Origin of the sequence: Glycomyces sp. NPDC049804 (assembly GCF_040674615.1) — a bacterium.
Lineage (GTDB): Bacteria > Actinomycetota > Actinomycetes > Mycobacteriales > Micromonosporaceae > Glycomyces > Glycomyces niveus.
Map to the genome: position 1 here is coordinate 110,686 of NZ_JBFAMQ010000011.1, position 17,182 is coordinate 127,867.

General features: G+C 71.6%; 22 protein-coding genes. 17 read left to right on the plus strand and 5 right to left on the minus strand.

Annotated elements, in window-relative coordinates; all coding sequences use genetic code 11:
* Position 1: 1 nt before the first annotated feature.
* The 4 genes from AB0K52_RS18015 (at position 2) to AB0K52_RS18030 (ending at position 2,372) form a co-directional block, all read left to right on the plus strand.
* Complete coding sequence (locus AB0K52_RS18015) at positions 2 to 289, plus strand: hypothetical protein (protein ID WP_363533291.1); 288 nt, start codon at positions 2 to 4, stop codon at positions 287 to 289.
* A gap of 42 nt (positions 290 to 331) precedes the next feature.
* Positions 332 to 922, plus strand: a complete 591-nt coding sequence (locus AB0K52_RS18020) for an aminodeoxychorismate/anthranilate synthase component II (RefSeq protein ID WP_363533294.1) — start codon at positions 332 to 334, stop codon at positions 920 to 922.
* 99 nt (positions 923 to 1,021) lie between these two features.
* Positions 1,022 to 1,453 (plus strand): hypothetical protein, encoded by a 432-nt coding sequence (locus AB0K52_RS18025; RefSeq protein ID WP_363533297.1) that lies wholly within the window; start codon positions 1,022 to 1,024, stop codon positions 1,451 to 1,453.
* Between the two features lie 55 nt (positions 1,454 to 1,508).
* Positions 1,509 to 2,372, plus strand: a complete 864-nt coding sequence (locus AB0K52_RS18030) for a YihY/virulence factor BrkB family protein (protein ID WP_363533300.1) — start codon at positions 1,509 to 1,511, stop codon at positions 2,370 to 2,372.
* On the opposite strand, the gene AB0K52_RS18035 is transcribed toward AB0K52_RS18030, so the two are convergent.
* Positions 2,373 to 3,035, minus strand: a complete 663-nt coding sequence (locus tag AB0K52_RS18035; protein WP_363533303.1) for a response regulator transcription factor — start codon at positions 3,033 to 3,035, stop codon at positions 2,373 to 2,375.
* Positions 3,032 to 4,201: a sensor histidine kinase gene (locus tag AB0K52_RS18040; RefSeq protein ID WP_363533305.1), complete on the minus strand. Its 1,170-nt coding sequence runs from the start codon at positions 4,199 to 4,201 to the stop codon at positions 3,032 to 3,034. The genes AB0K52_RS18035 and AB0K52_RS18040 overlap by 4 nt, the downstream gene beginning before the upstream one ends.
* A gap of 216 nt (positions 4,202 to 4,417) precedes the next feature.
* On the opposite strand from AB0K52_RS18040, the gene AB0K52_RS18045 reads away from it, so the two are divergent.
* The 7 genes from AB0K52_RS18045 to AB0K52_RS18075 all read left to right on the plus strand — a co-directional run bounded on the left by AB0K52_RS18045 (position 4,418) and on the right by AB0K52_RS18075 (position 8,717).
* On the plus strand, positions 4,418 to 5,419 hold the full coding sequence (locus AB0K52_RS18045; RefSeq protein WP_363533308.1) for a DNA-binding protein: 1,002 nt from the start codon (positions 4,418 to 4,420) through the stop codon (positions 5,417 to 5,419).
* On the plus strand, positions 5,412 to 5,828 hold the full coding sequence (locus AB0K52_RS18050; protein WP_363533311.1) for a DUF6220 domain-containing protein: 417 nt from the start codon (positions 5,412 to 5,414) through the stop codon (positions 5,826 to 5,828). Before AB0K52_RS18045 ends, AB0K52_RS18050 begins: the two co-directional genes overlap by 8 nt.
* A gap of 101 nt (positions 5,829 to 5,929) precedes the next feature.
* Positions 5,930 to 6,439 carry an NUDIX domain-containing protein gene (locus AB0K52_RS18055; protein WP_363533314.1) on the plus strand — a complete coding sequence of 170 codons (510 nt, stop codon included), beginning with the start codon at positions 5,930 to 5,932 and terminating at the stop codon, positions 6,437 to 6,439.
* Between the two features lie 62 nt (positions 6,440 to 6,501).
* Positions 6,502 to 7,044 (plus strand): hypothetical protein, encoded by a 543-nt coding sequence (locus AB0K52_RS18060; protein ID WP_363533317.1) that lies wholly within the window; start codon positions 6,502 to 6,504, stop codon positions 7,042 to 7,044.
* Between the two features lie 65 nt (positions 7,045 to 7,109).
* Positions 7,110 to 7,679, plus strand: a complete 570-nt coding sequence (locus tag AB0K52_RS18065) for an NUDIX domain-containing protein (protein WP_363533320.1) — start codon at positions 7,110 to 7,112, stop codon at positions 7,677 to 7,679.
* A complete protein-coding gene (locus tag AB0K52_RS18070; RefSeq protein WP_363533323.1) occupies positions 7,676 to 8,206 on the plus strand; it encodes an NUDIX domain-containing protein in 531 nt (176 codons plus the stop codon). The genes AB0K52_RS18065 and AB0K52_RS18070 overlap by 4 nt, the downstream gene beginning before the upstream one ends.
* Positions 8,207 to 8,210: 4 nt before the next feature.
* Complete coding sequence (locus AB0K52_RS18075; protein ID WP_363533326.1) at positions 8,211 to 8,717, plus strand: NUDIX domain-containing protein; 507 nt, start codon at positions 8,211 to 8,213, stop codon at positions 8,715 to 8,717.
* Positions 8,718 to 8,770: 53 nt separating this feature from the next.
* On the opposite strand, the gene gndA is transcribed toward AB0K52_RS18075, so the two are convergent.
* Positions 8,771 to 10,201, minus strand: a complete 1,431-nt coding sequence (gene gndA / locus AB0K52_RS18080; protein WP_363533328.1) for an NADP-dependent phosphogluconate dehydrogenase — start codon at positions 10,199 to 10,201, stop codon at positions 8,771 to 8,773.
* A gap of 177 nt (positions 10,202 to 10,378) precedes the next feature.
* Here gndA and AB0K52_RS18085 point away from each other — a divergent pair, with 177 nt between their 5' ends.
* The 3 genes from AB0K52_RS18085 to AB0K52_RS18095 all read left to right on the plus strand — a co-directional run bounded on the left by AB0K52_RS18085 (position 10,379) and on the right by AB0K52_RS18095 (position 12,842).
* A complete protein-coding gene (locus AB0K52_RS18085; protein WP_363533331.1) occupies positions 10,379 to 11,743 on the plus strand; it encodes a cystathionine beta-synthase in 1,365 nt (454 codons plus the stop codon).
* Positions 11,744 to 11,811: 68 nt separating this feature from the next.
* The gene (locus AB0K52_RS18090; RefSeq protein WP_363533334.1) at positions 11,812 to 12,459 is read left to right on the plus strand and encodes an SRPBCC family protein; all 648 of its coding nucleotides are present in this window, start codon (positions 11,812 to 11,814) and stop codon (positions 12,457 to 12,459) included.
* Positions 12,456 to 12,842 (plus strand): metalloregulator ArsR/SmtB family transcription factor, encoded by a 387-nt coding sequence (locus tag AB0K52_RS18095; RefSeq protein WP_363533337.1) that lies wholly within the window; start codon positions 12,456 to 12,458, stop codon positions 12,840 to 12,842. The genes AB0K52_RS18090 and AB0K52_RS18095 overlap by 4 nt, the downstream gene beginning before the upstream one ends.
* A gap of 162 nt (positions 12,843 to 13,004) precedes the next feature.
* On the opposite strand, the gene AB0K52_RS18100 is transcribed toward AB0K52_RS18095, so the two are convergent.
* Positions 13,005 to 13,988: a hypothetical protein gene (locus tag AB0K52_RS18100; protein ID WP_363533340.1), complete on the minus strand. Its 984-nt coding sequence runs from the start codon at positions 13,986 to 13,988 to the stop codon at positions 13,005 to 13,007.
* A 103-nt stretch (positions 13,989 to 14,091) separates the two neighbouring features.
* Positions 14,092 to 15,753, minus strand: a complete 1,662-nt coding sequence (locus AB0K52_RS18105) for a fumarate hydratase (RefSeq protein WP_363533343.1) — start codon at positions 15,751 to 15,753, stop codon at positions 14,092 to 14,094.
* A 281-nt stretch (positions 15,754 to 16,034) separates the two neighbouring features.
* On the opposite strand from AB0K52_RS18105, the gene rpsF reads away from it, so the two are divergent.
* Genes rpsF through rpsR form a run of 3 tightly spaced genes read left to right on the plus strand, consistent with a single transcriptional unit; the run spans position 16,035 to position 17,170 of the window.
* Complete coding sequence (gene rpsF, locus AB0K52_RS18110) at positions 16,035 to 16,325, plus strand: 30S ribosomal protein S6 (protein WP_208497184.1); 291 nt, start codon at positions 16,035 to 16,037, stop codon at positions 16,323 to 16,325.
* Between the two features lie 39 nt (positions 16,326 to 16,364).
* Complete coding sequence (locus tag AB0K52_RS18115; protein WP_208497182.1) at positions 16,365 to 16,865, plus strand: single-stranded DNA-binding protein; 501 nt, start codon at positions 16,365 to 16,367, stop codon at positions 16,863 to 16,865.
* Positions 16,866 to 16,924: 59 nt separating this feature from the next.
* Positions 16,925 to 17,170, plus strand: coding sequence for a 30S ribosomal protein S18 (rpsR, locus tag AB0K52_RS18120; RefSeq protein ID WP_030160643.1), 246 nt, complete (start codon positions 16,925 to 16,927; stop codon positions 17,168 to 17,170).
* Positions 17,171 to 17,182: the final 12 nt, after the last annotated feature.

Genomic DNA, 17,182 nt, shown 5'->3' on the forward strand with positions numbered 1-17,182 from the left:
CGTGTACTCGTGGATCTGGCGCAAGCTCCCCGGGGGCCTGGCGGGTAAACTGATCGGCTCGGTCGCCTTGAGCGTCGGCGTCGTCGCGCTGCTGTGGTACGTGGTGTTCCCGGCGGTGCGGCCGATGATGCCGTGGAGCAACGTGGACTCGGGCGTCGTCAACGAAGAGGGCGGCGGCGAGAGCGGCGCTCCCGAAGAGGACGAGACGTGCGTGCCCGGCGTGAACTGCCAGGGCACCGGCTTCGACCCCGAGGACTGGCAGACCGCGGAGTCCCCGGACGGGGAGTAGACACTACGAACGCACTGGTGGGGGCGATGATGGAACATACCGATGGGTAGCGTGCTGGTCGTCGACTTCCGCGACTCGTTCGTCCACACCATCGTCTCCTACCTGCGGGCGCTCGGCGCCCGCGTGGAGGTGCGCCGCTCCGACCGGACCGATGTCGACGAAGCCGTCGCGCTGCGCCCGGTCGGCGTGCTCCTCTCCCCCGGGCCCGGGCGGCCCGACGAGGCCCGGCTCGGCCACGACCTGCTCGACCGGTTCGCCGGCGAGGTGCCCGTCCTCGGCGTGTGCCTGGGGCACCAGGTGATCGCCGAGCACTGGGGCGCGGAGGTGACGCGCGCGGCCGAGCTGCGGCACGGCGAGACCTCGCCGATCCGCCACGACGGCGAAGGCGTCTTCGTCGGGCTCGCGAACCCGTTCACCGCCACCCGCTACCACTCCCTCGCCGTCGAGCCCGCGACCGTCCGCGACCCTCTCGTAGTGACCGCGACCAGCGACGACGGCACCGTCATGGGCCTGCGGCACCGCGCCCTCGACGTCGAGGGCGTGCAGTTCCACCCCGAGTCGATCCTCACCGAGGACGGCAGCGCCCTCCTCGGGAACTGGCTGCGCCGCTTGGAAGACCGCACAACCGACTAGCCGGGCCGTGAGCGTGGAAGCCGCGCCCGGCGCGCCCCGTCGCCTAAGCTGTGTGCGCAAGCGGCGCTTCCGGCGCCGACCGGCGCCCCGGGGGACCGCATGACTCGAGAGGACTGGCTGCCACGCCGCAGCGCGGGCGGGTCCGCGCTCGCGGGCGTCCTCCTCCTGGCCATGGGCGCGTGGCAGATCGGCATCGGGTTCGCGATCGCGGGCGGCGACGCGTTCGTCTTCACCGGCGGCGGCTACTGGTACCGGGGCGACAACACCGGCTGGGGCTGGGTCAACCTCGCGATCGGCTTCGCGGCCTTCGTGATCGGGCTCGGCCAGCTCGGCATGGCGCGCCGCCTCGCGCACTGGGGCACGCACCCGGTACCCGCGCTCGTGATCGCCGGGGCCTGCGCGGTCAACCAGGTCCTCCTCGCGCCGCAATACCCATTGTGGACCTCTGTGGTGATCGCGATGGACGTCTTCGCGGTGTGGGCGCTCGCCACCCGCGCCCCCTCCCGGGACTCCGACCGGTTCGACTCCTAGTGCCGGTTTCTCCCGAACCGGCCCGCCCCGGCGCGGAGCCTGGCACGGTGAAACCATGTTCGCCCGACTCTGGAACGCCGCCAAACGGTACGGAGGCGGCAGCCGCGGCGATACGGCCGCGGCCCTCACCTACTACTCCGTCATGTCCCTGTTCCCCGCGATCCTCGTGGGCGCCAGCGTCATCGGCATGCTCGACGAGGACGCCACCGCCGCGCTCCTCGACGGCATCGCCTCCCTCGCCCCCGGCGCGAGCCTCGACATCATCGAAGACGCCGTCGCGCGCCTCCAGATGAACCCCTCCGCCGCGGGCCTCCTCGCGATCTTCGGCCTCCTCGCGGCCCTGTGGGCCGCCTCGAACTACGTCGCCGCGTTCTCGCGGGCCCTCAACGCGGTCAACGGGACCGGCGAGACCCGCAAATGGTGGACCGTCCTCATCGTCCGCATCGTGCTCACCATCGTCGTCGGCACGCTGACCGCAGTGTGCGGACTCGTCGCCGCCACCGGCGGGTCGGTCGCCCGCGCGATCGGCGAGGCCGTGAACGCGGGCGGCGGCGCGGTCACCGTGTGGGGCTGGGTGAAATGGCCCCTCGTGCTCGTCCTGGTCATCGTGATCGTGGCCCTGCTGTACTGGCTCGCCCCCGCCAAACGCTCCCGGTTCCGCCAGCGCGCGCCGGGCGCGGCGCTCGCGGTGGTGCTGTGGATCGCGGCGTCGGCGCTGTTCGGGCTGTACGCGGCGAACTTCGGGAGCTACGACAAGACGTACGGCGCGCTGGGCGGGGTGATCGTGTTCCTGGTGTGGCTGTGGATCACGAACGCGGCCTTGCTGTTCGGTGCGGAGTTCAACGCGGTGGAGGACCCGGAGTCGGACACGGCGGGGACCGCGGCGGGCGAGGCGGGGGAGCCGAGCGCCGCCGAGTAGCTACGCGGTTCCTTTGGGCTGCACGAGGCCCGATTCGTAGGCGAAGACGACGAGGCCGGCGCGGTCGCGGACGGCGAGTTTCATCATGGCGCGGTGGACGTGGGTCTTGGCGGTGGCGGGGCTGATGAAGAGGCGTTCGGCGATCTCGCCGTTGGTGAGGCCGCGGGCGACGAGGGCGACGATCTCGGTCTCGCGGGAGGTGAGGCCTTCGACCTGGCCGGCGAGGCGCGAGGGCGGGTGGGCGACGTATTCGGCGACGAGTTTCGCGGCGATCTGCGGGGAGAGGAGGGTCTCGCCGGCGGCGGCGGCGCGGACGCAGCGGAGGAGCTCTTCGGGTTCGGTGTCCTTGACGAGGTAGCCGGCGGCGCCGGCGCGGAGGGCGTCGAAGACGTAGGCGTCGAATGAGTAGTTGGTGAGCATGACGACGCGGAGGTCGGCGAGTCGTTCGTCGGCGGCGATGGCGCGGACGGCGCTGATGCCGTCGCCGCCGGGCATCTCGACGTCGAGGAGGGCGACGTCGGGCCGGTATTCGCCGGCGAGGCGGGCCGCGGTGGGGCCGTCGGCGGCTTCGGCGACGACGGTCATGTCGTCTTCGGCGTCGATGAGGGCGCGGAAGCCGCCGCGCATGAGGGGCTGGTCGTCGGCGAGGAGGACCCGGATCATCGCGTGCTCCTGGTGTCGAGGGCGGGGGCGGCTTGGGCGGGGACGGTACCGCTCGGTACGGCGGGTTCGGGGAACGGGAGCGTCGCGGTGATGGTGAAGCCGTGGTCGCCGGGGCCGATGTCGAGGGTGCCGCCGAGGGCGTCGACGCGTTCGCGCATGCCGGTGAGGCCGCGGCCGGGCGTGACGGTGCGGGCGCGGCCGTTGTCGGCGACTTCGACGACGAGGGCGTCCTCGCCGCGGCGCACGCGCACCCGGACGCGGTCGCCCGCGGAGTGGCGGACGGCGTTCGTCAGGGCCTCTTGGACGATCCGGTAGGCGGCGTGGTCGATCTCCTCGTCGAGGACGGCGGTCTCGTCGACTTCGCATTCGACGTCGATGGCGAAGCCGAGCCCCCGGTAGCGGTCGGCGAGGGGCTTGACGCGGGAGAGGCGGTGGCCTTCGTCGTCGCGGAGCATGGTGAGGGTCTCGCGCAGTTCGCGGGTGGCGTCCTTCGCGGCCTCCTCGACGGCGACGAGCGCGGGCGGCGGCTCCTCGCCGCGTTTGCGGGCGAGGTGGAGGGCGACGCCGGCCTGGACGCGGATGACGGAGATGGAGTGGGTGAGGGAGTCGTGCAGTTCGCGGGCGATGCGGACGCGCTCGTCGGCGGCCTTGCGTTTGACCGCCTCCTCGCGGGTGTGCTCGGCCTCGGCCATGTAGGCGTCCCTTTGGCGGCGGGACTCGCCGGAGATGAGGGCGACGTGGAGCCAGCCGATGACGAGCATGGACTGCTCGAGGACGTCTCCGGTGAAGTGGAACCCGGCGGAGCTCCAGTTCCCGAGCATGGTGACCGCGGAGACGACCAGGACGAGGCTGACGGTGAGCCGCCGGTGGCCCCGGTACATGGCGACGGCGATCGCGACCAGCGCCGGGACGGCGGCGAGGGGGCCGACGCCGAGATGTCCGGAGGCGACGAGCGCGGCGACGGTGACGAGCATGACCGCGCGGGGGTAGCGCCGCCACAGCGGGAACACGAGGGGGCCGACGGCGAGGAGCGGCCAGCCGTACCAGGCCAGGCCGTCGCCGACCGCTTTCGCGACGCCCGAGGTGAGCGTGTCGGTGAGGAGGACCGCGGCCACGACCAGGTCGAGGCGCGTTCCCGAGAGGCGGTTTCCGGCGGGGACTGACATGGCCCCAATCCTAGGGCGGGGCCGTCACCTCGGCGTCGGCCCGCAGTGCAGCCGCCTTGTACGGCGCAGGGTGTACGCCGGGGGCGCGGATGCGCCGCTCGTCGCGGCCCTGAATGTCGGCGCGGGGACGACGCGCGGCAGGGCTGCGGCGGGGAGTCTGGAGGCATGGCGCGCCGCCGGAACCCGGTGGGCGCGAAGCGAACCGAGGAGGACCCCATGCCCGAGATCAGATATGTGGCGCCGGTCGAGGCCAGACAGGCGGACGGCCTGGTGGCCGAGGTGTACGAGCAGGCGAAGCGGGAGCTTGGCGCGGTGGGCGCGCCGTTCCAGATGCTTTCGCCCGCGCCGGAGCTGCTGGCGTCCATGTGGTCGCTGCTGCGGGAGTCGCTGATGGTCGGCGGCCCCGAGGAGCGGCTGGCGAAGGAGGTCGTGGCGACCTCGATCGCGGTGCGCAACGGCTGCCGGTTCTGCACGGACGCGCACACGGTGCTGCTGCATGCGCTGGGCGAGTCGGCGCTGGCCGAGGGGCTGCGCGCGTCGAACCCGCCGCAGGAGTGGGCGCCGCTCGCGGCGTGGGCGTTGGAGCCGGGCCCGGAGGGGCCGTTCGCGGCCGAGGCCGCGCCGCGGTTCATCGGGACGGCGCTGGTGTTCGAGTTCATCACGCGGCTGGTGCAGGTGCTGGCGCACAACGAGTCGCCGCACCCGGTGACGGCGACGCGCCTGGGCCGGTCGGTGGCGTCGCGGGGGCTGCGCGCGGCCGTCGCGGCGGATCTGGAGCCGGGCACGAGCCTGGCGCTGCTCGAGGAGCGGCCCGGGTGGGCGCGGGGCCTGCGGATGCGCGAGCCCGCCTGGGCGGCCGGTTCACCGGTCGGGGTCGCGTACGCGCACCTGCGGGCGTACGCGTCGTCCGGTCCGGGCCTGCTCGGGGGTGACGCGGCCGAAGCGGTCGCCCGCACGATCGGCGCGAGCGAAGGCGCGGTCGGGGACGGCCTGCCGGAGCTCGTGGACGGCGACGGGCTCGAGCCCGGGCCGGCGCTCGGGGCGCGGCTCGCGGTGGCGGCGGCGCTCGCGCCGGCCGCCGTGAACGAGGCGCATGTGGACACGTGGCGGGGCGAGAAGCACTCGGACCACTGCGTGGTCCACCTGCTCGCCTACGGCACCATGACGGGCGTCGACGCCCTCCAGGACGAGATCGAGACGAGGAGCGTCAATGCTTAAGTTCTACCGGGTGTGGATCGGCGTCCTGCACATCCTGATCGGCCTGCAGTTCTTCCTCGCCGGGTACGGCGCGATCGGCTCCGGCTCCCCCGACGAGGCGTTCTCCCTGCACATCATGAACGGCCGCGTCATCGCGGTCGTGGCCCTGCTCGGCATCCTCTTCGCGGCGCTGGCGCGCTCGGGCGGGAAGCTCGTGGGCATGGCCGCGGGCGTCTTCGGCCTGGTCGTGCTGCAGTCGCTGATCGCGCTCGTGAGCGTCGCGGGGACGACGCCGGGGCAGATCATCTTCGGCTTCCACGCGATCAACGCCCTCATGATCATGGGCCTGGCGGAGGCCTCGGGTCGGCTCGCCAAGCAGCTCCTCGCCGACCGCAAGCCCGCTGAACCGGCCGCGACCGTGGCCGCCTGAACCCTGAAACCGGGGAACCCGGCCCGCGGCGACACCCCGCCGCGGGCCACTTCCCGTCCGGTCGGCGGAAACGGCTTGCCATCCGTCTTAGAGTGGTGCGCATGGCGAATCCCCCAGTTCAGGCGCGGCGGGTGTCGGCGCGCGTCCTTCTTGTAGACGAGGACGACCAGGTGCTGCTGTTCTTCAACAGCTCGGTGCAGGGAGGCGACTACTACTTCACCGTGGGCGGCCGCGCCGAGGAAGGCGAATCCCTCGCGGAGGCCGCGGCCCGGGAGGTCTTCGAGGAGACGGGCCTGCGGACCGCGCCGGAATCGCTGGGCCCGGTGGTGTGCCGCCGCGAAGGCCCGGGAGCGCACGGGGAGGTGCGCTGGTACGGGGAGGAGCACTACTACTTCTTGCGCGTCGATCACTTTGAGCCCGACTTCAGTGGCCTCGAGGAGGGCGAGCGCGCCGAGATCGCCCGGCACGCGTGGCTGTCGCTCGCGGACCTGGAGGCGACAGATGCGGTTGTCTTCCCGATAGGCCTGGCAGGCCTGCTCAAGCGGCTCCTCGACGGCGAGCGGCCTGAACCGCCGATCCGACTTCCCTGGGTCGACCTGACTTCCGAATGAAGGCCCGCATCCCCCGCGTGTCGTTGCGGCGCTGCCGCTTCGGGATGTAGTTCTATTGATACATGCCGAGGACCGTCTACGCATTCGAGCTGCATTTCACTGCGCCGCCCGGAGAGCACATCATCGACGCGCTTTACGAGGTCGGCTGGGACGACGCCCTGGTCGCCCTTGATCCGGATACCGGCGGGGAGGGATCAGCGCTCTTCAATCGCGAAGCGCAGTCGGCGCTGCAGGCGGTCGTGTCGGCGATCCGGCAGGGTCGCAAGGCAGGGGTGGAGCCCATCGGCGTCACCGAAGACTACGTCTCCTTGAAGGAGATCGCCGAGCGCACCGGCCGGACCGTCGGCGCCGTCGACCACTGGGTCACCAGTCGGCGCGGCCCGGGCGAGTTCCCCGAGCCGCGGGTGCCGCGTCCCCGGGTGAGCCTGTACTCGTGGGCCGAGGTGTCGATGTGGCTGGTGGCGAACGGACTGGCCGCGCTGTCGCCCGCCGATGTGGAGATCGCCCGGATCTGCGAAGTGACCGACGCGACGCTGCGGGCCAGGCGGCTGCAGCAGCAGCTGTCGGCCACCGACCGGGAAACACTCGCGCGCGCCGTCGCCTGAGGCTGAGTCGCGTCCACCCGTCGACGGGTGGATGCGGCGGTCCGGCGTTCCGGATACTCGGGGGCATGGATGGTCCTGGAGCGAGAGTGGTGCGGCGGCGGTGCGCGCGGGTGCTCCTCGTGGACGAGGAGGACCGGCTGCTGCTGTTCTACAGCCGCGACTACATGGGCCCGGGCGTGGAGTACTACGTGACGCCCGGCGGCGGGCTCGACGCGGGCGAGTCCCTCGCCGAGGGCGCGGCGCGCGAGGTGTTCGAGGAGACGGGCCTCAGGATCGACCCGGGCGCGCTCGGGCCGGTCGTGGCCGAGACCGAGGGCGACTGGTCCGACAGCCCCGACCTGGTCGTTCACTCCCGCGACTCGTTCTTCCTCCTGCGGGTCGCGCACTTCGACCCGGTGCGGGACCGGCTCGAGGCGGTCGAGCGGGAGGAGTTCACCGCCGCCCGGTGGCTCACACCCGCCGAGGTCGCCGAAGCGGACGGCCTGATCTTCCCCGCCCGCGTCGCGGCCCTGCTCAAGGGACTCTTGGACGGCGCGGTTCCGGTTGCGCCCGTTCAGGTCCCGTGGGGCGCGTGGACATGGGACGCCGATAGCGGGTGGACGGCTACAGAGCGTGCCCCCATACTTGACCGGTGAGCGCGACGAACGAACCCACCCAGATCGACCGCTACGGCGCGCGGTGCATCGTGATCGACGAACAGGACGCCGTCCTGTTCATCGGCCGGTCCGCGACCCCTGAGCGGCCCGCCCGCTGGTTCCTCCCCGGCGGCGGCATCGACCCCGGCGAGACCCCCGCCGACGCCGCCTTGCGCGAGCTGTTCGAGGAGACCGGCCTGCGCATCGCCGCCGGCGACCTGGTCGGGCCGGTCGCGCGCCGCGCCTTCAGCCGCCCCAAGTCCGGCGTGGTCTTCACCCAGGACAACTACCTGTTCTTCACGCGCGTCCAGCGGTTCACGCCCCACGTCTCCGGCGGCGACGCCTACGAGCAGGACCTCGAGTTCCGGTGGTTCCAGGTCGACGAGCTCAGCGACGACGGCGGCTTCGACACCCCCGGCGACCCCCTCGTGGACCTGCTCAAACGGCTCATCGGCGGCGACGTACCCGCCGAGGTGCTGCGCCTCGAACCGGCCGGGAACCCCGCGGTCGACACCTCCGTGAGCTGACGCCGTGATTCCTGAAGGCGACTACCGCACCTCCGCCCGCGTCATCCTCCTCGCCCCCGACGACACCGTGCTCCACATGGGCGGCGACCGCTGCCGTGACGGCGTCGTCCGCTGGTACACGCCCGGCGGCGGCGTCGAAGAGGGCGAGGACCCCGCCGCGGCGGCGCTCCGCGAGGTCCACGAGGAGACCGGCCTGCGCATCGACCCCGCGGCCCTGATCGGCCCCGTCGCCCGCGGCGTCTACGTGTGCTTCCCCGGCGGGCGCCTGTACGTCCAGCAGAACTGGTACTTCTTCCACCGCGTCGAGCGGTTCGCGCCGCGCATGACCGCCGGCGCGGGCTACGAACTGGACCTCGGCTTCGACTGGCTGCCGATCGACGCGTGCGGCTCCACCGACGGCATGATCGACCCCCACCTCCTGGTCGCGCTCGTCAAGCGCCTGCGCGACGGCGACATCCCGGCCGAGCCGGTCGAACTCGGCGGCTCCTACGGGCCCGTCTGGGACAAGTAGCGGAACGGCGCGGCCCCCGCTCGAGATCGAGCGGGGGCCGCGCCGTGCATTGCTTAGAGTTCGATCTCCGAGCGGTCGCCCGACCAGTCGGTGTGGAACGTGCCCTCGCGGTCGACCCGCTTGTAGGTGTGCGCGCCGAAGAAGTCGCGCTGCCCCTGGATCAGGGCGGCCGGCAGGCGGCGCGAACGCAGCCCGTCGTAGTACGCCAGCGCGGAGGAGAAGCCCGGGGTGGGGATGCCCGCGAGCGCGGCGGTCGAGACGACCCGGCGCCACGCGTCCTGCGCGTCCGTCACGATCTTCGTGAACTCCGGTGCGGCCAGCAGGGTCGGCAGCTCCGGGTTCGAGCGCCACGCCTCGGTGATGCGGTCGAGGAAGCGGGCGCGGATGATGCAGCCCGCGCGCCACAGGGCCGAGCACGAGCCGAGGTCGATGCCCCAGTCGTATTCGGCGCTCGCGGCCGCGATCTGGTCGAAGCCCTGCGCGTACGCGACGATCTTGGAGGCGTAGAGGGCCTGGCGGACGTCCTCGACGAAGTCGGCGGGGAAGTCCACCTTCGCGGTCGGGCCGGTGAGGAGGTCGACGGCGCCTTCGCGCTGCTTCGTGCCGCTGGAGAGGGCGCGCGCGAAGGTGGCCTCGGCGATGCCCGTGACCGGGACGCCCAGGTCGAGGGCGTTCTGCACGGTCCAGCGGCCCGTGCCCTTCTGGCCGGCCTGGTCGACGATGACGTCGACGAGGGGCTTGCCGGTGGCGGCGTCGGTGTGGCCGAGGACCTCGGCGGTGACCTCGATCAGGTAGGAGTCGAGTTCGCCGGCGTTCCACTCGGAGAAGATCTTGGCGAGGTCGGCCGGCTCGATGCCGACGCCGCGGCGCAGCAGGTCGTAGGCTTCGCCGATGAGCTGCATGTCGGAGTACTCGATGCCGTTGTGCACCATCTTGACGAAGTGCCCGGCGCCGTCGGGGCCGAGGCGGGTGCAGCACGGGGTGCCGTCGGGGGCCTTGGCGCTGATGGCCTCGAGGATCGGGCCGAGGGACTCGTAGGACTCGGCGGAGCCGCCCGGCATGATCGCCGGGCCGAGGAGCGCGCCCTCTTCGCCGCCGGAGACGCCGGTGCCGACGAAGTGGAGGCCCTTGTCGCGGAGGGCGGCCTCGCGGCGGCGGGTGTTCTCGAAGTGGGCGTTGCCGCCGTCGATGATCATGTCGCCGGGTTCCATGAGGGCGGCGAGCTGGTCGATGACGGCGTCGGTGGCGTTCCCGGCCTGGACCATGATCATGGCCTTGCGGGGGCGCTTGAGGGAGGCCACGAAGTCTTCGAGCGCTTCGGAGGGGACGAAGTCGCCTTCATCGCCGTGGGCCTCGATCAGCTCGGTGGTCTTGGCGTGCGTGCGGTTGTAGACGGCGACGGTGAAGCCGTGCCGGGCGAAGTTCCGGGCGAGGTTGGAGCCCATGACGGCCAGCCCGACCACGCCGATGTCAGCGGTGCTCATGCCTGTGTCTCCCTACGTTGCGTAAGAGGTGTGCGCCCCGATTGTCGCCGAGCGGTGCGGCGGGGGCGGTCCCACCGCCGATCGTATCCACGAGGCGGGACGGGGCGCGCGGCGACGCTGTGCGACATGGTCACCGCGCTGTCCCGGTCGCACACGCACCGGGCCTAGGCTGTGAGCATGCAGTACTACGAATCGGTCCTCGACCTCATCGGCAACACCCCGCTGGTGCGGCTGAACTCGGTCACCGAGGGCATCAAGGCCACGGTCCTCGCGAAGGTCGAATACCTCAACCCCGGCGGGTCCATCAAGGACCGCATCGCCCAGCGCATGATCGACGAGGCCGAGGCCTCGGGGGCGCTCGAGCCGGGCGGCACGATCGTGGAGCCGACCAGCGGGAACACCGGCGTGGGCCTGGCGATGGTGGCGCAGCAGCGCGGCTACCACTGCGTGTTCGTGTGCCCGGACAAGGTCTCGGAGGACAAGCGGAACGTCCTCAAGGCGTACGGCGCGGAGGTCGTCGTGTGCCCGACCGCGGTCGACCCGGAGGATCCGCGCTCCTACTACAAGGTGTCGGACCGGCTCATCCACGAGATCGAGGGCGCGTGGAAGCCCGACCAGTACTCGAACCCGGCGAACCCGGCCTCGCACTACCACCAGACCGGGCCCGAGCTGTGGAAGCAGACGGACGGGAAGATCACGCACCTCGTCGCGGGCGTCGGCACCGGCGGCACCATCACCGGGATCGGCAAGTACCTCAAGGAGGTCTCGGGTGGGAAGGTGCAGGTCATCGGCGCCGACCCGGAGGGGTCGGTGTACTCGGGCGGCACCGGGCGGCCGTACCTCGTCGAGGGCGTGGGCGAGGACTTCTGGCCGGAGAACTACGACCGGGAGCTGGCCGACCGGATCGTGGAGGTCACCGACGCGGAGTCGTTCGCGATGACGCGGCGGCTCGCGCGCGAGGAGGGGCTGCTCGTGGGCGGCTCGGCGGGGATGGCCGTGGTCGGGGCGCTCGAGGTGGCCCGCGAGGCCGCCGCCGGCGACGTGGTCGTGGTGATCCTGCCCGACGGCGGGCGCGGCTACCTCTCGAAGATCTTCAACGACGCGTGGATGACCGAGTACGGGTTCATGGGCGGCTCGGGCGAGACGACCGTGGGCGAGGTGCTGGCGAGCAAGGGCGGGGAGATCCCCGAGCTCGTCCACGTGCACCCGCAGGACACGGTACGCGAGGCGATCGACATCATGCGCCAGTACGGGGTCAGCCAGATGCCGGTGCTCAAGGCGGAGCCGCCGGTGACGAGCGGCGAGGTGGCCGGGGCGGTGGCCGAGCGGGACCTGATGGACGCCTTGTTCTCGGGGCGGGCGACGCTGCACGACCCGCTCGAGCGGCACATCGGCGAGCCGCTGCCGACGATCGGCTCGGGCGAGCAGGTCGAGCGGGCCGTCGCGGCCCTGCACGACCGGGACGCGCTCATGGTGTTCGCGGAGGGCAAGCCGGTCGGCGTGCTCACCCGGCAGGACCTGTTGAGCTACGTCGAGCACTGATTCCGGGTTTCCTGGACGTGGCGGCCGCACCCTCCTAATATAAGTTACAACTTATATCAGGAGGGGCCATGACCGACCCGTACGACCCGATCGCGACCGCCGGCATGGTGGCGCGCGAGATCCGCACCGGCGAACGCGACGGCGCCGCCACCAAAGTCCTCACCGCGCGGCGCTCGTACCGCGCCGAGCGCGCCGACGTGTGGGACGCGCTCACGAACCGCGACCGCATCCCGCGCTGGTTCCAGCCGGTCAGCGGCGACCTCGAAGTGGGCGGGCGCTACCAGTTCGAAGCCCAGGCCGGCGGCGTGGTCGAACGCTGCGACAAGCCCGAACTGCTGGCCGTGACCTGGGAGTTCGGCGGCAACGTCTCCTGGCTCGAGGTGCGCCTCAGCGAAGACGGCGGGCAGACGGTGCTCGAACTCGTCCACGAGGCGCCCGTCGACCCGGACCTGTGGACCCAGTACGGGCCCGGCGCGGTCGGCATCGGATGGGACGGGCTCCTGCACAGCTTCGGCCACTACGTCGAGACCACCGGCTCGCTCGACCCCGACGAGTGGGAGCAGTGGATGACCGGCCCCGAAGGCGCCGCCTACGCGCGCGTCCTCGGCGACGCGTGGGGCGCGGCCGCGATCGCCGACGGCGACGACCCGGAGGCGGCGAAGGCTGCCGTGGACGCGGTCGTCGCGTTCTACACGGTCCCGCCGGAACAGCCGTGACCGCGGGCGCGGCCGAGGGCGCCTTCGACGCCCTCGGCGACCCGATGCGCCGCCGCATCATGGAACTCCTCGCCGAAGGCGAACGCCCGGCCGGCGCGGTCGCCGCCGCCCTCGGCGAGCACTTCGGCATCTCGCAGCCCGCGGTCTCGCAGCACCTCAAGGTCCTGCGCGAGGCCGGGCTCGTGACCGTGCGCGCCGAGGGCGCCCGACGCTGGTACGGCGTGGACGACGACGGCCTCGCGGCCGTCCGGCTCTGGCTCGAGCGGTTCGCGGACGGCTTCGCCGGCCCTCTCGACGCCCTCGAGACCGAACTGGCCCGGGGCCGGCGCGAACGCCGCCCCGCCGACCGGCCCGCCCGCGAGCGCCGCCGAGGGGCCGCCTAGCCGCACGCCACCGAACAAGTGCATATCCGACCTGCTCGATCGCCGCCATTGCCGAGGTCCCTCGCAGGCCGGTCGAGTCGGTCCACGCGTTTCGGCGCGGGACCGCGGACCGGTCATCGCGGACTCCCGGGGGAGGGCGGCGCGGCGTGGACCTCTCGGCCCCTACGCGACACGTGCTCCCGGTTGCCGGACGCCCAGCATGGCCCGCAGATGCGCCATGCTCCGCGCCAATGCCTGCAGGTACCCGAGGACGAGCGCCCAGATCCCGAATGCGGCCCGGTACAGGCCGAGGACCCGCTGCACGGTCCACGGGACGGCTTCGAGGCCGACGGCCGTCAGCCGGTCGGCGAGACCGGAGACCGCTTCGCGCGTCGATCGCACCGCGCCCGCGACGCCCTCGACCGCGTGGCCCAGCATCGCGGCGGTCGCGGCGACCGCCGCGATCCCGGTGACGTTGTGCGCCATCAGCTCCTGGTAGGCGGTTCGGTCGGGTCCGCTCCACCCCTTGAGGTCGGCTTCGAGGCTCCAATCGAGGTCGGCGGCGATCTCCCGCAGTTCGGCCGCGATGAGCGCCCAGCGCCGTGCGGCGGCGGCAGCGGCCTCGCGGTCGACCTCCATGCGGTCGATGAGGGACCGGAGCGGGCCCGCCAGCGGCGCCGCCGGGTTCGCGTCGCTTCGGTGCGGCACGGGGGCGGCCGGACTCGGGGCGGCGGCGCGGCGCGCGAGCCGGTCGTCGATCCAAGTCCGCTCCCGGAACTTCGCTACCAGCGCCTCGCCGTCGACGGCCCGGCCGGGTCGCGACCGGGCGCGGTCCTCAGTGTCCTTGCGGCGCTCGCCGCGGCCGGCGGGCGCCCAGTAGTCGGCGCGGCGGTCCCGGTTGCCGTTCCGCTTGCCGTCCGCCATGCGGTGGAGCTTGCGCGTCGCGACATCGAATTTCCGGGGGAAGCGCCTGGTCAACTGATCCTGGTCCCGGTGCCGGTCTTCGATGAGCGAGGCCATCGAGGCGCACAGGTCGCCGAACACGCCGGTCCGCAGGGCCGCCTCGGCGCTCAAGTACCCCACCGATTCGATGCGGTAGCCGAGCAGCTCCAGGTTGCCGGCGTGCGTTCTGAGGATCCGCGGGTCCACAGGGGGTAGAGGGGCCATCGGCCTCACTGCTCCTCAAGGGACCGGCGGCGGCAGAGAAGCCGCCGCGCTGAACCTTTGAGTCTACGCCGTCCGCGCCGCCGCCGGGCGGCGCGGACGGTCGCTAAGCGAGCGTCAGTCCGGGTTTGCGGCCCACCGTGAGCACGGGCTTGCGGGTCTCGGCGTAGAAGTCGTTGCCCTTGTCGTCCACCACGATGAACGCCGGGAAGTCCTCGACCTCGATCTTCCAGACCGCCTCCATGCCCAGCTCCGGGTACTCCAGGACCTCCATCGACTTGATGTTGTCCTGGGCGAGCTTCGCGGCCGGGCCGCCGATCGAGCCGAGGTAGAAGCCGCCGTGCGCCTTGCACGCGTTCGTCACCTGATCGGAGCGGTTGCCCTTGGCGAGCATGACGAACGAGCCGCCCGCCGCCTGGAACTGCTCGACGTAGGTGTCCATGCGCCCGGCCGTGGTCGGGCCGAACGAACCCGACGCGTACCCCTCGGGGGTCTTGGCCGGGCCCGCGTAGTAGACCGCGTGGTCGCGCAGGTACTGCGGCATCGGCTCGCCCGCGTCCAGGCGCTCCTTGATCTTCGCGTGCGCGATGTCCCGGGCGACCACGAGCGTGCCCGTGAGGGAGACGCGGGTCTTCACCGGGTACTTCGAGAGCTCCTCGCGGATCTCCGCCATCGGCCGGTTGAGGTCGACGCGCACCACGTCCTCGTCGAGGTCGTCCTCCTCGACGTCCGGGACGTACCGGCTCGGGTCGGTCTCGAGCTGCTCGAGGAACACGCCCTCGGCGGTGATCTTGGCCGTGGCCTGGCGGTCCGCCGAGCACGACACGGCGATCGCCACGGGCAGGGACGCGCCGTGGCGCGGCAGGCGGATGACCCGCACGTCGTGGCAGAAGTACTTGCCGCCGAACTGGGCGCCGATCCCGAACTGGCGCGTCAGCTCCAGGACCTGCTGCTCGAGCTCGACGTCGCGGAAGCCGTGCCCGAGCGGGGAGCCCTCGGCGGGCATCGTGTCGAGGTACTTCGCGGAGGCGTACTTCGCGGTCTTGAGCGCGTACTCGGCGCTGGTGCCGCCGATGACGATCGCCAGGTGGTACGGCGGGCACGCGGAGGTGCCGAGCCCGCGCAGCTTCTCCTCGAGGAAGCGCAGCATCGCGTCGGGGTTGAGGATGGCCTTCGTCTCCTGGTAGAGGAAGGACTTGTTCGCGGAGCCGCCGCCCTTGGCCATGAACAGGAACTTGTACGCGTCGTCGCCCTCGGCGTACAGCTCGATCTGCGCGGGCAGGTTCGAGCCGGTGTTCTTCTCGTCCCACATCGTCAGCGGCGCCATCTGGCTGTACCGCAGGTTGAGGTCGCGGTAGGCCTGCCAGACGCCGCGCGAGAGGTGCTCGGTGTCGCGGCCGTCGGTCAGCACATGCCGGCCGCGCTTGCCCATGACGATCGCGGTGCCCGTGTCCTGGCACATCGGCAGGATCTCGCCGGAGGCGATGTTCGCGTTCTTGAGCAGGTCCATCGCCACGAACCGGTCGTTGCCGCTGGCCTCGGGGTCGTCGAGGATCGAGCGGAGCTGGGAGAGGTGCGCGGGGCGCAGGTAGTGGGAGATGTCCTTGACGGCCTCGGTCGCCAGCTGTGCCAGGGCCTCGGGCTCCACGGTGAGGAACCGCCGCCCGGCGGCTTCGACCGTGTTCACCCCGTCCTTGGTGAGCAGGCGGTACTCGGTGGTGTCGGGGCCGACGGGAAGCAGGTCGGTGTAGCGGAACTCCGATGTCACGCGTTCCAACTTAGCGCGCACGGTGCGCGGATCGTGTGTGAGGCGAAGCTCAGTCCGCGCCTGTCGTTCGAACACCGCGGACTCGGATGTCGCGCTCCGAATGTCGTACCCGGCCGGTAGCGTCACACCCAGGCGGCGCGACGCTGGCGCACCGCCTGCAAGCAGGTACGATTGCCCGGTTGTCCGCACCGGCCCGACCTCGGGACGGCGCGGCACGCGCAAGTGAATCCTCCTGCTGCGGAGAGACCGCAGCCGTTGAGACCAAAGGGGGTGGAGCGATCTTGCGGCACTATGAACTCATGGTGATCCTCGAACCGAACATCGAGGAGGCCCAGGTCAGCCCGACGCTGGACAAGTTCCTGAAGGGCGTCAAGGACGCCGGAGGGACCGTCGACAAGATCGACGTCTGGGGCCGGCGCCGTCTCGCCTACGAGATCAACAAGAGCAACGAGGGCGTCTACGCCGTCATCGACCTGCAGTCCGAGCCCGGTCCCGTCGCTGAGATGGACCGTCAGCTGCGGCTCAACGAGTCGGTGCTGCGGACCAAGGTGCTGCGACCGGAGCTTCGGTAACCCGACCTTGCAACTGCGAGACCTTAGGGAGAAGAGGTCATGGCAGGAGAGACAGTCATCACGGTTATCGGCAACCTCGTCGACGACCCCGAACTGCGTTACACGCCGTCCGGTGCCGCCGTCGCGAAGTTCCGTATCGCATCGACCCCGCGCACGTTCGACCGCGAGTCGAACGCGTGGAAAGACGGTGAGGCCCTGTTCCTCACCTGCAGTGTGTGGCGCCAGTACGCCGAGAACGTCGCCGAGTCCCTGTCGCGCGGTACCCGCGTGATCGTGCAGGGCAGGCTCAAGCAGCGCAGCTACGAGACCCGCGAGGGCGAGAAGCGCACTGTGTACGAGCTGGACGTCGAGGAAGTCGGTCCCGCGCTGCGTTTTTCCACCGCGAAGCTGAACAAGTCCGGCGGCGGTTCCGGCGGCGGCGGTCGCTCCTTCGGGGGCGGCGGCAACTCCGGTTCTGCACCTGACGACCCTTGGGCCTCGGCCGCCCCCGCTGGCGCTTCCGCCGGCGGTGGAGGCTTCGACGAGGACCCGCCGTTCTAACCGGCGCCCGCCGCTCCGCGGCGGCCCGGAACGATCTCGAGTAAGAGGCAAGACAACACATGGCCAACCCGAAATCGGCTCCCCTGCGGAAGCCGAAGAAGAAGCCGAACCCGCTTGAAAAAGAGGGTATCGAGTACGTCGACTACAAGGACACGGCGCTGCTGCGGAAGTTCATCTCCGACCGCGGCAAGATCCGTGCCCGCCGAGTGACCGGCGTGACCACCCAGCAGCAGCGCCAGATCGCCGCGGCCGTCAAGAACGCCCGCGAAATGGCCCTGCTCCCGTACACCAGCCAGACCCGCTAAGGAAGGAGCGCA